General features: G+C 71.5%; 13 protein-coding genes and 1 riboswitch. Of the genes, 8 read left to right on the forward strand and 5 right to left on the reverse strand.

What is annotated here, in order from left to right; all coding sequences use genetic code 11:
* Nucleotides 1-2: 2 nt before the first annotated feature.
* Both ACH4U7_RS07130 and ACH4U7_RS07135 read right to left on the reverse strand, forming a co-directional pair.
* The gene (locus ACH4U7_RS07130; protein ID WP_398526963.1) at nucleotides 3-2,237 is read right to left on the reverse strand and encodes an LppP/LprE family lipoprotein; all 2,235 of its coding nucleotides are present in this window, start codon (nucleotides 2,235-2,237) and stop codon (nucleotides 3-5) included.
* Nucleotides 2,238-2,301: 64 nt separating this feature from the next.
* Nucleotides 2,302-3,639: a hypothetical protein gene (locus ACH4U7_RS07135; protein WP_398526964.1), complete on the reverse strand. Its 1,338-nt coding sequence runs from the start codon at nucleotides 3,637-3,639 to the stop codon at nucleotides 2,302-2,304.
* A 152-nt stretch (nucleotides 3,640-3,791) separates the two neighbouring features.
* Here ACH4U7_RS07135 and ACH4U7_RS07140 point away from each other — a divergent pair, with 152 nt between their 5' ends.
* Complete coding sequence (locus tag ACH4U7_RS07140; protein WP_398526965.1) at nucleotides 3,792-4,565, forward strand: TetR/AcrR family transcriptional regulator; 774 nt, start codon at nucleotides 3,792-3,794, stop codon at nucleotides 4,563-4,565.
* On the opposite strand, the gene ACH4U7_RS07145 is transcribed toward ACH4U7_RS07140, so the two are convergent.
* Nucleotides 4,537-5,361, reverse strand: coding sequence for a DUF5984 family protein (locus ACH4U7_RS07145; RefSeq protein WP_398526966.1), 825 nt, complete (start codon nucleotides 5,359-5,361; stop codon nucleotides 4,537-4,539). The two genes, ACH4U7_RS07140 and ACH4U7_RS07145, sit on opposite strands and share 29 nt — an antisense overlap.
* A gap of 87 nt (nucleotides 5,362-5,448) precedes the next feature.
* Nucleotides 5,449-5,528: riboswitch (cobalamin riboswitch) on the forward strand.
* A 185-nt stretch (nucleotides 5,529-5,713) separates the two neighbouring features.
* Between ACH4U7_RS07145 and ACH4U7_RS07150 the strand changes: the two genes are divergently transcribed.
* From ACH4U7_RS07150 to ACH4U7_RS07170, 5 genes are read left to right on the forward strand one after another with little or no spacing between them, the layout of a single operon-like run.
* A complete protein-coding gene (locus ACH4U7_RS07150; protein WP_398527021.1) occupies nucleotides 5,714-7,054 on the forward strand; it encodes a prenyltransferase/squalene oxidase repeat-containing protein in 1,341 nt (446 codons plus the stop codon).
* Entirely contained in the window at nucleotides 7,054-7,728 is a 675-nt protein-coding gene (locus ACH4U7_RS07155) for an SCO2322 family protein (protein ID WP_398526967.1), read from the forward strand. The genes ACH4U7_RS07150 and ACH4U7_RS07155 overlap by 1 nt, the downstream gene beginning before the upstream one ends.
* Nucleotides 7,725-9,029, forward strand: coding sequence for an energy-coupling factor transporter transmembrane component T (locus ACH4U7_RS07160; protein ID WP_398526968.1), 1,305 nt, complete (start codon nucleotides 7,725-7,727; stop codon nucleotides 9,027-9,029). The genes ACH4U7_RS07155 and ACH4U7_RS07160 overlap by 4 nt, the downstream gene beginning before the upstream one ends.
* Nucleotides 9,026-10,756: an ABC transporter ATP-binding protein gene (locus ACH4U7_RS07165; RefSeq protein ID WP_398526969.1), complete on the forward strand. Its 1,731-nt coding sequence runs from the start codon at nucleotides 9,026-9,028 to the stop codon at nucleotides 10,754-10,756. The genes ACH4U7_RS07160 and ACH4U7_RS07165 overlap by 4 nt, the downstream gene beginning before the upstream one ends.
* On the forward strand, nucleotides 10,753-11,748 hold the full coding sequence (locus tag ACH4U7_RS07170) for an ECF transporter S component (RefSeq protein ID WP_398526970.1): 996 nt from the start codon (nucleotides 10,753-10,755) through the stop codon (nucleotides 11,746-11,748). The genes ACH4U7_RS07165 and ACH4U7_RS07170 overlap by 4 nt, the downstream gene beginning before the upstream one ends.
* A 247-nt stretch (nucleotides 11,749-11,995) precedes the next feature.
* Here ACH4U7_RS07170 and ACH4U7_RS07175 read toward each other — a convergent pair whose 3' ends face one another.
* Complete coding sequence (locus ACH4U7_RS07175) at nucleotides 11,996-12,445, reverse strand: nuclear transport factor 2 family protein (protein ID WP_398526971.1); 450 nt, start codon at nucleotides 12,443-12,445, stop codon at nucleotides 11,996-11,998.
* Nucleotides 12,446-12,586: 141 nt separating this feature from the next.
* Here ACH4U7_RS07175 and ACH4U7_RS07180 point away from each other — a divergent pair, with 141 nt between their 5' ends.
* Complete coding sequence (locus ACH4U7_RS07180; protein ID WP_398526972.1) at nucleotides 12,587-13,186, forward strand: TetR/AcrR family transcriptional regulator; 600 nt, start codon at nucleotides 12,587-12,589, stop codon at nucleotides 13,184-13,186.
* 7 nt (nucleotides 13,187-13,193) lie between these two features.
* Here the strand turns inward: ACH4U7_RS07180 and ACH4U7_RS07185 are convergent, their stop codons facing one another.
* Nucleotides 13,194-14,363: a steroid 3-ketoacyl-CoA thiolase gene (locus ACH4U7_RS07185; RefSeq protein ID WP_398526973.1), complete on the reverse strand. Its 1,170-nt coding sequence runs from the start codon at nucleotides 14,361-14,363 to the stop codon at nucleotides 13,194-13,196.
* Nucleotides 14,364-14,805: 442 nt separating this feature from the next.
* Between ACH4U7_RS07185 and ACH4U7_RS07190 the strand changes: the two genes are divergently transcribed.
* Complete coding sequence (locus ACH4U7_RS07190; RefSeq protein ID WP_398526974.1) at nucleotides 14,806-16,038, forward strand: cytochrome P450; 1,233 nt, start codon at nucleotides 14,806-14,808, stop codon at nucleotides 16,036-16,038.
* The last annotated feature ends 40 nt before the right edge of the window (nucleotides 16,039-16,078 follow it).

Genomic DNA, 16,078 nt, shown 5'->3' on the forward strand with positions numbered 1-16,078 from the left:
GGTCAACGGACCGGCTCGTTGTGCCGCTCGAAGCCCGGCAGGGACGGGGTGGCGGCGAGGGCTCCGTCGCTCCAGCGGACCTGGTAGCGGGCGGTGCCGCCCGATGGGCAGCAGTTCGGATCGCTGTCCTTGAAGATGGGGCGGGCGAGCGTCACCGCCTTGCCGTCCTGCGCTTCGACCGCCATCGCCCCTGGTCCGCTCGCCTGGCCCACGAACCGGTTTCCGTGGAAGAAGAACACGGCCGCGCAGTTTCCGTCATAGCTGCCGGTGCACATCGCCCTGACGGCGCGCAGCGGGCCGGGGAGGGAGCCGAGCACGTCGGCCGTGACGTCGGGGGTGTAGTTGGCGTCCTTCATCAGCCGCAGGGCTGCGGGAGCATCCAGCTCGTCCTGGTTCGCGGCCGGTTGCGCGGCGCAGCCGACGGAGGAGATCAGCGCGGCCGGGGGCTTCATCCCGCGGAGGGTTTCGCAGTCACGGAGCCAGTCGGGGTCGTACGGGTCGTCCATGACGGGCAGCAGATGAACGGCGGGGTAGAAGTGGCGGGCGTTGCGCTTGAAGACGCTGATCGTCACGGAGTCCGAGGCCGGTTCGTCGGACCAGGTGACGGCCGCCCATCCAGGCCAGCACGTCGACTCGCCCAGGTAGGCCTCCGTACCGTAGTCGGCGATGGCCTCGAGCTCCTTCTTCATCCACGGCCGGGAGGGACAGGCCACGGCCTTGTCGAGGTCGGCCTTCTTCACCTTGGCCTTGACTTCGCCCGGGGCGGATTCCCAGATGGTGGTGGGTTTGGCGAGCGGGAACGAGACATCGATGCTGCGGGGAGGGGGAAGGTTGGGATCGAGGCCGAGGTTGCCCGGACCGAGGTTCATACTGACCGTCGCTTCCGGAAGGAACTTGACCTTGGCCGAGTCATGGATGACATCGATCCTGCCATCGAAGACCAGTGCCGTTTCCAGGTCGACCCCGGCCACCAGGATTTCGATCATGGGGCTCACCTTCAGGCTGATCCGGACGCCGAGCTTTGCCCTCGCCCCCAGTCCGGCTGCCGAAGGCATTTTCACCGTGGCCTTCGGAGGCCAGCCGGTGGCGCCGGCCGACGGTTTCCGGAGGAGGTTCAGCCGCGTGCTCCCCCGATAGTCCAGGGGGCTCTCGATTTCGATCTTTGCCCCCGCGTCGCCCTTGATCTTCCCGTTGAGATAGATGGCGACCTCGGGGTCCAGGTTGAAGTACCCGACCTTGAGGAGCTTCGCGGTGACGTGGGGCACCCGAAACTTCGCGAATTCCCAGTCGAAGCCACATGACGCGCCCACCGGCGAGCCCAGGGTCAGTTTGTGTCTCTGTTGCACCTGGACGTTCATACGGGCCCAGGCCCCGTCCTGCCGGTTCCATCCGAAGTCGGAACCCGACATACCGAATTTCAGCGGACCGTGCTCATACTTGACGAGCGCCAGCGAGCCGCTGCATTTCATCTTCGTCAGCGGGCCCTTCCCCCTCCAGGTGTCCACGCCGATGGAAACCTCGGGCTGAAAACCCTCGGGGTCGGGACTGGACGATGCGAGCGCCTGCGGCATTTGATACGACGCGGGCTGTATCTCGGTCTTCGTACCGGGCGACGAACCCGATGCGTCCTCGACCCGCAGCACGGCCTTGGGCATCGCCTGCTGAAGCGTGGCGTCCTTGGTCCGGACGACGATCCGATCCTTCTCCCGGGTCACCCCGCGCACCTCGCGCACCAGCCCCCGCGGTGTCCGCTCGCTCTCCGCGGCGACGACGAAGTCGCCCTTCTTCAGCTTGCGCGCCGTCGCCGAGTCCGCGGCGAAGACCATCTCCGACTTGCCGGGGCGCTTGAGGAGTCCGGAGTCGGCGGAGTCCGCGGTGTTCAGGACCGTCGTCTTCTCGGAGAGGGCCACGGCGTAATCGATCACCGCCCGCTCGGTTTCGCCGCTGCCCACCGTCCAGGTCGTGGTCTCGTCCGCCGTGTAGTAGACATTGCCCTTCGCATGGCTGGCCTTCGCCGTGATGCGGTAATCACCGGGCTTGACGGAGAACGTCTTGTCGGTCGTCAGCTCTTCACTGAAACCGTTCGCCCCGCTGATATGGAGGGTGAAACGCGCCTTGGCGGGAAGGCCCGTGACCTTGACGGCCAGTTTTCCCGGCCGGTTGGCCGCCATCTGCCACGCGGTGAGCAGGCCGGCGGAGACGGCCAGCGCGATTCCGGCCGACAGCAAGATACGCAACGACCGCCTGCGCGGCCACCATTTCGACATTCGATGCCCCCGATGTGCTCTGCTCGCGCGCCCGTTACTGGAAATCGCCGGTCTGGAAGTTTCCGCGGAGCACGAAGTCGTCCCCCACCCCCTGCGGGAGCGGCCCCAGCTCCTCCGGTTCTCCGGGCGTCGTCAAACTGGCCCGGTACAGCTTCACGTCGGCATCCTCACCGCTCTGGCTCGACGCGATATAGATAGAGCGACGGTCCTTGGCCACGGCCACCGAGAAAATCTTGTTCTCCGTCGCGGGAGCGACCTCCCGCCTCACCCCGACCTCCACCGTGTGCATCGCGTCAAGGTCGTCCCGCGCCTTGCTCACATCCACCCGGATGATGAAGAAGTCGTTGGACGACCCCTGGCAGAGGAGGTCGGCGGCGCTGATCCAGGACATGGGTACGCAGCCCCGCAGATCACCGTCGTCGCGCACAACCACCTGGTTGGTGAGGGCTCCTACGTCGGGATCGTCGGAGAGCCGGTCGATCCGGGGCCCCAGAACGCTGAGGTCGAAGCCGTCCACCGTGTAAAGGCCGACAGCGACCGTGGTGGGGGAGGCGGCGAACTTCCCACTCGGATGGATGACGCGCGGACATGTGACGGCGGCCGACTTCACCGGTCGGTAGAAGACGGTGTCCCGGCGCCGCTCGCCGGCGCAGGCCTCGCTGATCGGGTGCTGGGACAGGCGGCCGCTCTTGTCCGCCGAAACGTACTCCTGGGAGTCCCGCAGGAACCACAGCGATCCGTCCGGAGCGAATCCAGGGGTTTGGTCGGAGTGCTTCTCCGGGCTGTAGCCCTTCTTCTCCGAGGCCTTGGTGATGTCCGTGAACTTGCCCGTGACCAGGTCCAGCCACCCTACGTGCCACTCCGAGTCACGGTCGTCCGTGTCCACCTCGACCGCGACCCGCCGACCGTCCGGGGACACCGGGCTGACCCCCGCCTCCCCCGGGTGGTCGCCGTACTGCCCCTCCCCGCACAGGTTGCCCACCCGCGCATCCACCCCGCCCACGCTCCGGGCGATCTCGGCCAGGCGTGGCAGCAGCGGCTTTTCGGAGAACGTGGCGACCCGCTTGCCGAGCCCGGCGTCGAAGGCCGCCGCCCGCCAGCCGCCCTCGGCGTTCTGGTTCCAGCAGATCACCGGCCCGGTGGCCGAGACCACACGGGAGAGGTTCCTCATCGCCTCGGCGAGCTCGGATTCCGCCGAATCGACCGAATCCCCCGAATCCGCCGCGCCCGCCCCGGACTTGCGCCCGCCGCCGTCCGAGACGCCGGAGCGCCCGCCGTCCTTCCCCGAGTCGTCGGACGCGCCGCACGCGGTCACGCCTCCCACCGCGAGAACGGTCGCCGCCGCCACCGCGGCCACATACGCCTTACTCACTCAGCTCTCCGCCTTCCCCCAAGCGTGACTGCCCTTAGAAGCGAGAATAGTATTAACCATGCGATGCACCTTCACGGCAAGTCGGTTGCCCGTACGCCCGACAGCCGATGAAGGATCATTGAGGCGCACTTGACCACAACAAGGAGGCGACGGTGTCCGGCACAGACCGAGACGGGGGCGGAGACGGGGGCGGAGGCGAGCGCATGGCAGGGCTGACCCGGCGGGAGCGGCTACGCGCGGAGCTCGAGCGCGACGCCAAGGCCGCCGCACGCCGGATCACCGCCGCGGAGGGCGTCGAAGGTCTCACCGTGGCCGCCGTGGCCCGCAGCGTCGGCGTGACCTCGCCGGCCCTCTACCGCTACTTCGAGGGCAGGAACGGACTCATCCGCGCGGTCTACGACGATGTGATGGCGGAGTTCATGCAGGTGGTCGCGGCGGCGGTGGAACGGCAGGACCCCGACGACATCAGCGCCCGGCTGCACGCCGCCACCCGGGCCGTATTCGACTGGTCAGTGGGCAATCCGGCGGAGTTCAACCTGCTCATGGGCGCCGCCTATCCCCAGGCGGCCGCCGCGTCCGCCGACGACATCCCGCACGCCATATTGCGTGAGCTGGGCGGGATGTACGGGCAGCTCTTCACCCGGCTGTGGCGCGAGCAGCAACTCGCCCACCCGTCCGACGACGAGATCGACCCGGTCCTGGCGCGGCAGTTGCGGACGTACCGCGAGGCCATGGGCATCGAAGTCCCCATCGGTGTCGCGCTCCTGATGATCACCTGCTGGCGCCAGATCTACGGCATGCTCTGCCTGGCCGTCTACAGCCACATGTCCTACGCCCTGGACGACCCGGTGCCGCTGTTCGAGGACATGATGGACCGTCTCCTCGGCATCCTCGGCCTCACCCGCAGTCCTCGTCTGGTGATCTGAGGAGCGCCGCCGCGCCCGTCCGTACGGCGGCCCAGTCGGTGGCGTACGCATACCGCCGCGCCCGCTCCAGCCACCCCGCCCGGTCCCGGTGCTCGCGGCGCAGCTGCTCCAGGTCGAGCTCGATCCCCGGCGGCCCCGCCGCCTCCAACTCGCCGATCCGCCGCTCCATCGCCTCCAGCAGCGCACGGTCGAGCTCGGTCACGGCGGCGACGAAGGCGCTGGTCGGCACGGTCACCAGGCCCGTGGCCGGGCCGGCGAACTCGATCTCGCCCTCGGGATCGGATGGATGCGCCCAGCTGACGTTCATGACGTCCTCCCCCGCGACCGTCCGCCAGCAGTGGATGTACGGCGCGACGCGCAGATACCCCGTGTTCAGGGTGCGATCGCCGTGCCACCCCGCCGCGGTCTCGGCCTCGGTCTCGACCTCGGCCTCGGCCTCGGCCTCAAGGGTCTCCAGAGTCTCGTCCCAGTACCAGTCGGAGGAGTCACTGGCCACGAAGTCGGCCAGTTCCTCGGGCACCGGCTCCAGCGCCGCCGGCAGCAGCGCGAGCAGGTCCTCCCACAGCCGCACCACGTAGTAGTCCACATACGGATGCGCCGGGCCGACGCCCCCGCCGTCCCCTCCGCCCCGCAGCGACCGCACCGTGCGCTCCGAGTAGCGCAGCAGCTCATGCTCGCCGAGGTCGATCGCGTACCAGCCGTCGGTCAGCCCGAACCAGTGCAGTACGGGGTGCCCGGGCCGCCCCCACGGCCGTACCTCGGCCAAGGGGGTCAGCCCGAAACGGAACCGGATCATGGGAGGAGTATGGGCCCGACCGCCGTGGAACGCCCCGGTTCGGCGCCGGATAAGGTATCCGTGAAAACTTCATCCGCGTCCGATCGGGGGAAGCCGGTGAGAACCCGGCGCTGACCCGCAACCGTGAGTACGGGCTGTGTGCCGCAGCGCGTACGAGCCGGAGCACCTGATCTGGCGCACCGCAGGCTCCCGCCGTCGGCCCGTCCGGCGGCGGCACCGTCGAGGTATGCGGAGCTGAGCCCGGTGTCATCGCGTTCGTACGTCCCTCGGCGTGCGGGGTGGGCGGCCGTGCGTGGCCGCGTACCGATGTCCAGCCACCGCCGAGACCATCGACCGAGAGGCACCCGTCGCCATGAACGTACGCCGCAGCGCCACGGCTCTGGCCGCCCTGGCCGCCCTGTGCACGGCCGCCGCCCCCGCCGCGTTCGCCGACGCCTCGCCCTCCCCCAAACCGTCCGGCGGCTCGGCGGCGCTGCCCAAGGGGCTGTACGGCACCAAGGACCCCAAGTTCGACGGGGTGTGGCGGCAGTCACTCGCGCTGCTCGCCCAGGACGCGGTCGGGGTCACCCCGGCGAGGTCGGCCATCGACTGGCTGGCCGGGCAGCAGTGCGAGGACGGCGGCTTCGCCGCGTACCGGGCGGACGCCTCCGCCGCCTGCGACCCGAAGAAGGGCGAGTTCACCGACGCGACCGCGGCGGCGGTACAGGCGCTGGCCGCGGTCGGTGGGCGCAGCGCCTCGGTCGAGAAGGGCATCGGCTGGCTGAAGAAGCACCAGAACGACGACGGCGGCTGGGGCCTGAACCCGGGCAGCCCGAGCGACGCCAACTCCACCTCCGCCGCCGTCGGCGCCTTCGCCGCCACCGGCCAGGACCCGAAGCAGGTGAAGTCGGCCAAGGGCGGCAAGACGCCGTACGACGTGCTGCTGGGCCTGCAGCTGGGGTGTGATGCTCAGGAGGGGCAGCGCGGGGCGTTCGCGTATACGGCGGACAAGGGCAGCGGCAAGCCGGTCGCGAACGACCTGGCGACCGCGGCCGCCGCGCTGGCCACCGAGGGCAAGGGCTTTGTCTTCGAACCGGCCGGCAAGGACACCGGCAAGGCCCCTAAGCCGCTGGACTGCGACGCGGGCAAGGGCGGCGGCAAAGACGGCGAACCGGCCGGGGCCGATGGGGCGGCCGAGGCCGCGCAGGCCGCCGCCGCGTATCTGTCGGAGACCATGGCCGGGCACGGCAACCACCTGCTGTCCGCCATGCCCGGTGCCAAGGCCCAGCCCGACTTCGGCAGCACGGCGGACGCGATCGTCGCGCTGGCCGCCGGGGAGCACAGCGCGACCGCGGCCAAGCCCCTGCAGTGGCTGCAGAGCGAGAAGAGCGGCGCGCTGGCGTGGGCGAAGGGCGACCCGGGCGCCCTGGGCAAGCTGGTCCTGGCGGCACACGCGGCCGGTGCGGACCCGCGCAGCTTCGGCGGCGTGGATCTCGTCCAGCAGCTGAACGCCACGGGCCCGAAGCCGGAGTCGGTCTCCGCGGCCGGGTCGGAGTCGGGCAAGGACTCCGACTCCGACTCCGGTAAGGATGAGGACAAGAAGAGCGACGACGAGGGGGGTGTCGGCGGCGTCTGGTGGACGGTCGGCGTCTTCATGGTGGCCGGCATCGGCATCGGCTTCCTGCTGAGCGGCCGGAAGAAGCAGCAGCTCTGATGGGTCAACGCGCCGCCCTCGTCTGCGCCGTGCTCCTGTCCGCGCTGGTGTCCGTGGTCGCGCTCGGCGCCTCGCCCGCGCAGGCCGCGGGCTACCGCTACTGGTCGTTCTGGCAGCGGGAGCGCGGCGCCGGCGGCTGGACGTACGCCACGCAGGGGCCCGCCACGGCCCGGCCGGGCGACGGCGACATGATCGGATTCCGGTTCGCGGTGAGCGAGGACTCCGGGGACGCCACCCAGCCGCGCGACTCGGCCGACTTCAAGGCGGTCTGCGCGCACACCCCGGCGAAGGACGGCACCAAACGCGTCGCGGTGGTCCTGGACTTCGGCACGGCCGCCGACGCCCCCGACCACCGCACCCCGCCCGAGCCCCGTACGGAGTGCGCGCGGGTCGGCCAGGACGCGAGCGCCGGGGACGCGCTGGCGGCCGTCGCCAAACCGCTGCGCTACAACTCCTCCGCCCTGCTGTGTGCCATCGCCGGCTACCCCGCCAAGGGCTGCGGCGAACAGGTCGGCGCCACCAGCGGCGGATCCGGCGGCAGCAGTAGTGGCGGGGACGGCGGACAGGGCGGCGGCGGAGGCGGCCCGTCGGCCGGGCTGGTCGGCGGTCTGGCCGCCGTGGTCGCGCTGGGGGCCGCCGCCGTATGGCAGGCGCGCCGCCACCACCGGCGATGAGCGGCACCGACCGGGCCGCCGTCGCCGGACATCCGCGCACCGACGGGCACCCAGACACCGCCGGACGCCCGGGCGCCGCCGGGCACCCGGGCACCGCGCGCGGCGCGCTGCACGCCGGGGCCTGGTGGCTGTGGGCCCTCGGGCTGGCCACGGCCGCCTCCCGCACCACCAATCCGCTGCTGCTGGGGCTGCTCGTCGCCGTCGCGGGCTATGTGGTCGCCACGCGCCGTACGGACGCGCCGTGGGCGCGCTCGTACGGCGCGTTCCTCAAGCTGGGTCTTGTGGTGCTGGCGATCCGGCTGTGCTTCGCGGTCCTCCTCGGCTCGCCGATCCCCGGCACGCACGTACTGGTCACGCTCCCCGAAGTGCCGCTCCCCGACTGGGCGCAGGGCGTACGGATCGGCGGCCGGGTCACCGCCGAGGGGCTGACCTTCGCGCTGTACGACGGGCTGAAGCTGGCCACCCTCCTGATCTGCGTCGGCGCGGCGAACGCGCTCGCCAACCCCGCCCGGCTGCTCAAGTCCCTGCCCGGCGCGCTGTACGAGGCGGGTGTCGCGGTCGTGGTCGCGATGTCCTTCGCCCCGAACCTGGTCTCCGACGTCCAGCGGCTGCGCACCGCCCGCCGGCTGCGCGGCCGCCCCGACCGCGGGGTACGCGCCCTGCTCCAGGTCGGGCTGCCGGTCCTGGAGGGCGCGTTGGAGCGTTCGGTGGCGCTCGCGGCCGCGATGGACGCGCGCGGCTACGGCCGCACCGCCCACGTCCCGCCCGCCGTCGCCCGCGCCACCGCCGTCCTCACCCTCGGCGGGCTGCTCGGCGTCTGCGCCGGTACGTACGGGCTGCTGGCGGCGCAGGGCGCGGGCTTCGGCCTGCCGGTGCTGCTCGCCGGGCTCGCCGCCGCGCTCGGCGGGCTGTGGCTGGGCGGCCGCCGTTCGGTGCGCAGCCGCTACCGGCCGGACCGGTGGGGCGCGCGGGCGTGGCTGGTGTCCGGGTCGGGGGTGGCGGTCGCGGGCCTGATGATCTGGGCCGCCTCGTACGCCCCACAGGCCCTGAACCCGCCCGCCGTTCCGCTCACCGCGCCCGTGCTGCCGCTGTGGCCCGCGGCCGGGGTGCTGGTCGGGCTGCTCCCGGCGGTCGTGGCCCCGGCGCCGGGGCCGGGGTCGGGGTCGGGGTCGGGGTCGGGGTCGAGGTCGAGGTCGGCAGTGCCCACAGCCCGGAAGAACATTCAGCCCCAGAAGACCGTTCAAGCTCAGCAGACCACTCGGCAGACCAGCGAGGACACCGGTAAGGAGGCCACACGGTGATCCGCTTCGAGCAGGTGTCCGTCACCTACGACGACGCCGCGCGACCCACCCTCCAGGGCGTGGATCTGACCGTTCCGGAGGGGGAGCTGTGTCTGCTCGTCGGCCCCTCGGGAGTCGGCAAGTCGACTCTCCTGGGCGCCGTCTCCGGTCTGGTGCCGCACTTCACGGGCGGCACGCTGCACGGGCGGGTCACCGTGGCGGGCCGCGACACCCGGACCCACAAGCCGCGCGAACTGGCCGATGTCGTGGGCACGGTGGGCCAGGACCCGCTGGCCCACTTCGTCACGGACACCGTCGAGGACGAACTCGCGTACGGCATGGAGTCGCTGGGCGTCCCCCCGGACACCATGCGCCGCCGGGTCGAGGAGACCCTGGACCTGCTCGGCCTCGCCGCGCTGCGCGACCGGCCCATCGCGTCGCTCTCCGGCGGACAGCGGCAGCGAGTCGCCATCGGCTCGGTGCTCACCACGCACCCGCGCGTCCTGGTCCTCGACGAGCCGACGTCGGCGCTTGACCCCGCGGCGGCCGAGGAGGTCCTTGCGGTGCTGCAGCGGCTCGTACACGACCTCGGCACCACCGTGCTGATGGCCGAACACCGCCTGGAGCGGGTGGTCCAGTACGCGGATCAGCTGATCCTGCTTCCCTCCTCCGGCGCGGCCCCCGTCGTCGGGGACCCGGCCGAGGTGATGGCGGTCTCGCCCGTCCAGCCGCCCGTGGTCGAGCTCGGCCGCCTCGCGGGCTGGACCCCCCTCCCGCTGTCCATACGGGACGCCCGCCGCAAGGCGGCCCCGCTGCGGGAGCGGCTGACACCGCTCACACCGCTGACACCGCTCACGCCGGGCGGAGATCCGCACGAGGGAGGCGGTGAGCCCGTCGCCCAGGCGGTGCGGCTGGCCGTACGCCGCGGTCGAATCGAGGCGCTGCGCGGCGTGGACCTGACGGTGCGGCCGGGCGAGACGGTGGCGCTGATGGGCCGCAACGGCGCGGGAAAGTCGACCTTGCTGTCCACGCTGGTGGGGATGCACACGCCCGCCTCCGGTTCGGTACGCGTCGGGGGCGGCGGACCGGGCGGCGAGGGTGACGGCGGAGGTGGCGGGCGTGGGGGGCGTGGCCGGGGTGGCGGTGGCCGGGGCGTCGACAGCCGCGGCGTCGTACCGCACCGCACCCGGCCCGCCGAACTGCTGCGCCACGTCGGCCTCGTACCGCAGGAGCCGCGCGACCTGCTCTACGCCGACACCGTCGCGGCGGAGTGCGCGGCGGCCGACCGCGACGCGGGCGCGGCCCCGGGCAGCTGCCGGGAGCTGGTCGGCCGGCTGCTGCCCGGCGTGGCGGACTCGGCGCACCCCCGCGATCTGTCGGAGGGCCAGCGGCTGGCGCTCGCGCTGTCGGTCGTCCTCACCGCGCGCCCGCCGCTGCTCCTGCTCGACGAGCCGACCCGCGGCCTGGACTACGCGGCGAAGGCGCGCCTGATCGAGATCCTGCGCGCGCTGGCCGCCGACGGCCACGCGACCGTCCTGGCCACGCACGACGTGGAGCTGGCCGCCGAACTCGCCCACCGGGTGGTGATCCTGGCCGACGGCGAGGTCGTGGCCGACGGCCCGACGGCGGAGGTGGTGGTGTCCTCCCCCGCGTTCGCCCCGCAGGTCGCCAAGGTGCTGGCCCCGCTGCCGTGGCTGACGGTCCGACAGGTGCGGCGGGCCTTGGAGGACCGGGAGCGGGCCACATGAGGCCACGTGGCGGCGCCGCTGGGCCGGACCAACCCGGCGCGCGGAGCGAGCCCGGCGCCGACCGTCAGGGCGGCCGCGCGGAGGCGTGCGGACCTGGCCAAGCGAACGAGGCGGCCGACGCGAACAAGGCGGTCGACGCGAAGAAGGCGGCCGGTGCGAACAAGGCGGCCGGTGCGAACGGTGCGGCCGGCCGGACGCGCGCGGTCCGGCTCGGCCCGCGCTCCGTCGCCGCCCTCGCCCTCGTCTCCGCGATCGGCGTCGCCGCCTTCGGGTGGCCGCTGCTGGCCGACTCCGCCTCCGGACTGGCCCACTCCGCCGACGCGCCATGGCTGTTCGCCGCGCTGCTGCCGCTGCTGCTGGCCGTCGTCGTGGCGACGATCGCCGACACCGGTCTCGACTCCAAGGCCGTCGCGATGCTGGGGGTGCTGGCCGCCGCCGGGGCCGCGCTGCGGCCGCTGGGCGCGGGGACGGCGGGCATCGAGCCGATGTTCTTCCTGATGGTGCTGTCGGGGCGGGTACTCGGCCCCGGGTTCGGCTTCGTACTCGGCTCGGTGTCGATGTTCGCCTCCGCGCTGCTGACGGGCGGGGTCGGGCCGTGGATGCCGTTCCAGATGCTGTCCATGGGGTGGGTGGGCATGGGCGCGGGCCTGCTGCCGGGGGCGGATCGGCTGCGCGGGCGCGGGGAGCTGTTCCTGCTCGCCGGATACGGGGCGGTCGCGTCCGTCCTGTACGGCACGGTGATGAACCTCCAGGGCTGGCCCTATATCGCCGGAATGGCTTCGGGCGTGTCGTTCGTACCGGGCGATCCGCTGTCGCACAACCTGGCCCGCTTCGTCGCGTACTGCCTGGCGACGTCCCTCGGCTGGGATCTCCCGCGCGCGGTGGTGACGGTGGTGCTCACCCTCACTCTCGGCCGTACGGTCCTCAGGGCCCTGCGCCGTGCGACCCGCCGGGCGGCCTTCGACGCGCCGGTCGCCTTCAAGGAGCCGTGAAGCCGCGAACGGGCGGTACCGACGAGCGCGCACCGGTACCGCCCGCGGCCTCCGGGAGCGGCTAGCCCTGGTGGTACACGTTCACCGACCAGTCAGCGATCCACTTCCCGTCCCCGTACTGCAGATCGGCCGCGCACTTGTATGTTGACCGGCTCCGGCGGCCGTCGCCGCGCCGGTGCTGTAAGGAAGCAGACGGCCCTCGCGACCAACTCGAGCCCCCGGGCGACTGCCGTTCTGACCGGCGGAGCTATCCGCCGAGCGCGGCGACGAGGTCCGGCAGCCGGTCGGTGGCCGCGGCCACGCCGAGTCCGTCCATGTAGTCGCGGGTGTGGACGATCAGACCGTCCCGGACTCGGATCACCAGGATCCCCGGGACGGTGACGGGGCGGCCGGTCGGCGCCAGCGCCCCGACCACGGTCTGCTCGACGACGACCGTGCCCGCCTCCGCGGTCTCGTGGATCGCCACATCGCGGATCGTCTCGGGCTCCACGGGGGTCGCGCCCCACATCGCCCGGTAGCCCGCCCGGATCTCCTCGCGCCCGTTGAAGCAGGCGGGCAGCCCGGGGAACAGAAACGGGAACTCATGGCGGGCGTCGACCGCGTACAGATCTGCGAGGTCGTCCGCGGACTTGTTCAGCATCGCGCGGTGGAAGCGCTCGACGATGTCATGTAGCGCGGCGGCGGTGGTTTCGGGCATGACGATGCGCTCCGATCACTCGTACAGGTTCACTCATGCGGGGTCACTCACACATGTTCGCTCAACATGCGTTGACTCAACAAGTGTAGAGCGAGCGCGCCCTCGGTCAACAGCTGTGGAGCGATCGGTAGAGTCGGAGATATGACCGCAGCCGGAACCACCCGCGCCGAGCGCCGCCGCAACACCGAGCAGCGCATCCTCGCCGCCGCCCGCGAGCTGTTCGCCGAGCGCGGCTTCGAGCGGACCACGATCCGCGCGGTCGCCTCGGCGGCGCAGGTCGACCCCGCGCTGGTCATGCAGTACTTCGGCTCGAAGCAGGAGCTGTTCTCCCAGGCCGTACGGATCTCGGTCGCGGGGGCGGAGGACCGGCCGCGGACCGGCGGCCCCGAGGCGCTGACGGATTCGCTGCTGGCCTCGCTCGGGATGAAGATCGGCGGGCTGCCGGAGGCCTCGCTGGCGATGCTGCGCTCCATGCTCACCCACCCGGAGGCGGCGGAGGCGGCCCGCACCGCCCTCGACCATCAGATCACCGAGCTCGCGGCCGCCATCTCAGCCGGGCACGGGGGTGACGACCGGGCCGAGGACGCCCGGCTGCACGCCGCGCTGGCCGTCGCCACGATGGTCGGGGTGACCATCGGCCATCAGCTGCTCGGCATCGACGATCTGCGCCGCGCCTCCCCGGAGGAGATCGCCGCCGCCCTGCGGCCCGCCCTGCACGCCCTGGTCACAGGCGCTGAATGAGCGTCGGTCAAAGGCGCTGAATGATCGTCCCGGTCGCCAGCGCGCCACCCGCGCACATCGTGATCAGCGCGAACTCCTTGTCCGCCCGCTCCAGTTCATGCAGCGCCGTGGTGATCAGCCGGGCACCGGTGGCCCCCACCGGATGCCCCAGCGCTATCGCGCCACCGTTGACGTTCACCTTCTCCAGGTCCTGTTCGAAGACCTGCGCCCATGACAACACCACCGACGCGAACGCCTCGTTGATCTCGACGACGTCGATGTCCTTGAGCGTCATCCCCGCCTTGCCGAGCACCGCGCGCGTCGCGTCGATCGGCCCGTCCAGGTGGTAGTGCGGATCCGCGCCGACCAGCGCCTGGGCGACGATCCGCGCGCGCGGCTTGAGCTTGAGCGCCCGCGCCATGCGCTTGGACGCCCACATCACCGCGGCCGCGCCGTCGGAGATCTGGGAGGAGTTGCCCGCCGTGTGCACGGCGGTCGGCATCACCGGCTTGAGCCCGCCGAGCGCTTCCATGCTGGTGTCGCGCAGCCCCTCGTCACGGTCGACGAGCCGCCACATGCCCTGCCCGGCCGCCTGTTCGTCCTCGGTCGTCGGCACCTGCACCGCGAAGGTCTCGCGCTTGAAGCGCTCCTCCGCCCACGCCCGGGCGGCCCGCTCCTGCGAGAGGAGGCCGAGGGCGTCGACCTTCTCCCGGGTGAGCCCGCGGCGGCGCGCGATCCGCTCCGCCGCCTCGAACTGGTTGGGCAGATCGACGTTCCACTCGTCCGGAAACGGCTTACCGGGCCCGTGCTTGGAGCCGCTGCCGAGCGGCACCCGCGACATGGCCTCGACGCCGCAGCCGATGCCGACGTCGATGACGCCGGTCGCGACCATGTTGGCCACCATGTGGTTGGCCTGCTGCGAGGAGCCGCACTGGCAGTCGACAGTCGTGGCCGCGGTCTCGTACGGCAGGCCGACGGCCAGCCAGGCGTTACGGGCGGGGTTCATCGACTGCTCACCGGCGTGGGTGACCGTGCCGCCGACGATCTGTTCGACGCAGTCTGGCTGGATACCGGTACGGGCGAGGAGTTCGCGGTATGTCTCACCGAGCAGATAGGCGGGGTGCAGATTGGCGAGTGACCCTCCGCGCTTGCCGATGGGCGTGCGTACGGCTTCGACGATGACGGGTTCCGCGGCCATGACTCGTCCGTCCTCACTCTCTTAACGGGCTGTTCCCCTCCGGGGCGCTTCAGCCGCTGTCGACGGTCGACCACGCGGCGGTAGCCGCATGTCGACTACAGCCTCGACCCCTCGTTCCTCGGGGCCTCCGCGCGCTCTCCCTTTCACAGTGACATCAGCGCCTCCGGCGCGGGCGACCGCGCCCCTTCGGATCACTCGCCCAGCGGATTCCGCGGGGCTCCCGGCAGCGCCCGCGACAGAACTAGTACGCGTTCTAGTTCTTCAATCAGTCTGCTGAGGCCCGGCCCGGCGGCGCAAGGGGCTTGCATGCCCGTTATTGAGCCGCCCCTCACGCATGTGCGCCCGTTGTGCGCAACAAAGGCGGCCATGACACTTGCCACTTGTAGAACCCGTTACTACCTTCTCCGACACTTCTGATAGGCCGTCAGATCTGGAGTGGCCGATGTCCTGCCCAGCCCTTCCCGAAGGATTCGACTTCACCGACCCCGACCTCTACCAGCAGCGTCTGCCGTTCCCGGAGTTCGCCCAGCTGCGGCAGACCGCCAAGGTGTGGTGGATCCCCCAGCGGCACGGAGTCGCGGGCTTCGACGACGACGGGTACTGGGCCGTCACCCGCCACGCCGACGTCAAAGAGGTGTCGACCAAGCCGGAGATCTTCTCCTCCCACCTCAACACCGCGATCATCCGCTTCAATGAGCACATCCACCGCGACCAGATCGACGTCCAGAAGTTGATCATGCTCAATATGGACCCGCCCGAGCACACCCGGGTCCGCCAGATCGTCCAGCGCGGCTTCACCCCGCGCGCGATCCGCGCGCTGGAGGACGCCCTGCGCGAGCGCGCCACGCGGATCGTGGCCGGGGCCAAGGAGGACGGCAGCGGGGACTTCGTCACCGATGTGGCCTGCGAACTGCCGCTGCAGGCCATCGCCGAGCTGATCGGCGTTCCCCAGCAGGACCGCTCCAAGATCTTCGACTGGTCCAACAAGATGGTGGCGTACGACGACCCGGAGCTCGCCATCACCGAGGAGATCGGCGCGGAGTCGGCCATGGAGCTGATCTCGTACGCCATGAATCTGGCCGCCGACCGCAAGGCCTGCCCGGCCAAGGACATCGTCAGCCAGCTGGTCGCCGCCGAGGACCAGGGCAACCTGGCCTCCGACGAGTTCGGCTTCTTCGTCCTGCTCCTCGCGGTCGCGGGCAACGAGACCACGCGCAACGCCATCAGCCACGGTATGCACGCCTTCCTCACCCACCCCGACCAGTGGGAGCTGTTCAAGCGCGAGCGCCCGGCCACCGCCGCGGACGAGATCGTACGATGGGCCACCCCGGTCATGTCCTTCCAGCGCACCACCACCCAGGACACCGAGCTGGGCGGACAGCGGATCGCGGCCGGCCAGCGGGTCGGCATCTTCTACTCCTCCGCCAACCACGACCCGGAGGTCTTCGACCGGCCCGAGGACTTCGACATCACCCGCGACCCCAACCCCCACCTGGGCTTCGGCGGCGGAGGCCCGCACTTCTGCCTCGGCAAGAGCCTCGCGGAGCTGGAGATCCGCCTGATCTTCAACGCGATCGCGGACGCCATGCCGGACATCCGGCTCGCGGGCGATCCGAGGCGGCTGCGATCGCCCTGGCTGAACGGAATCAAGGAGCTGCAGGTGAACTACGGCTGACCGCCGGTGCCCCGTGGCGCCCGCCCCGCCCCGGGAGTGC

Source organism: Streptomyces sp. NPDC020845 (genome assembly GCF_044334165.1).
Classification (GTDB): Bacteria; Actinomycetota; Actinomycetes; order Streptomycetales; family Streptomycetaceae; genus Streptomyces.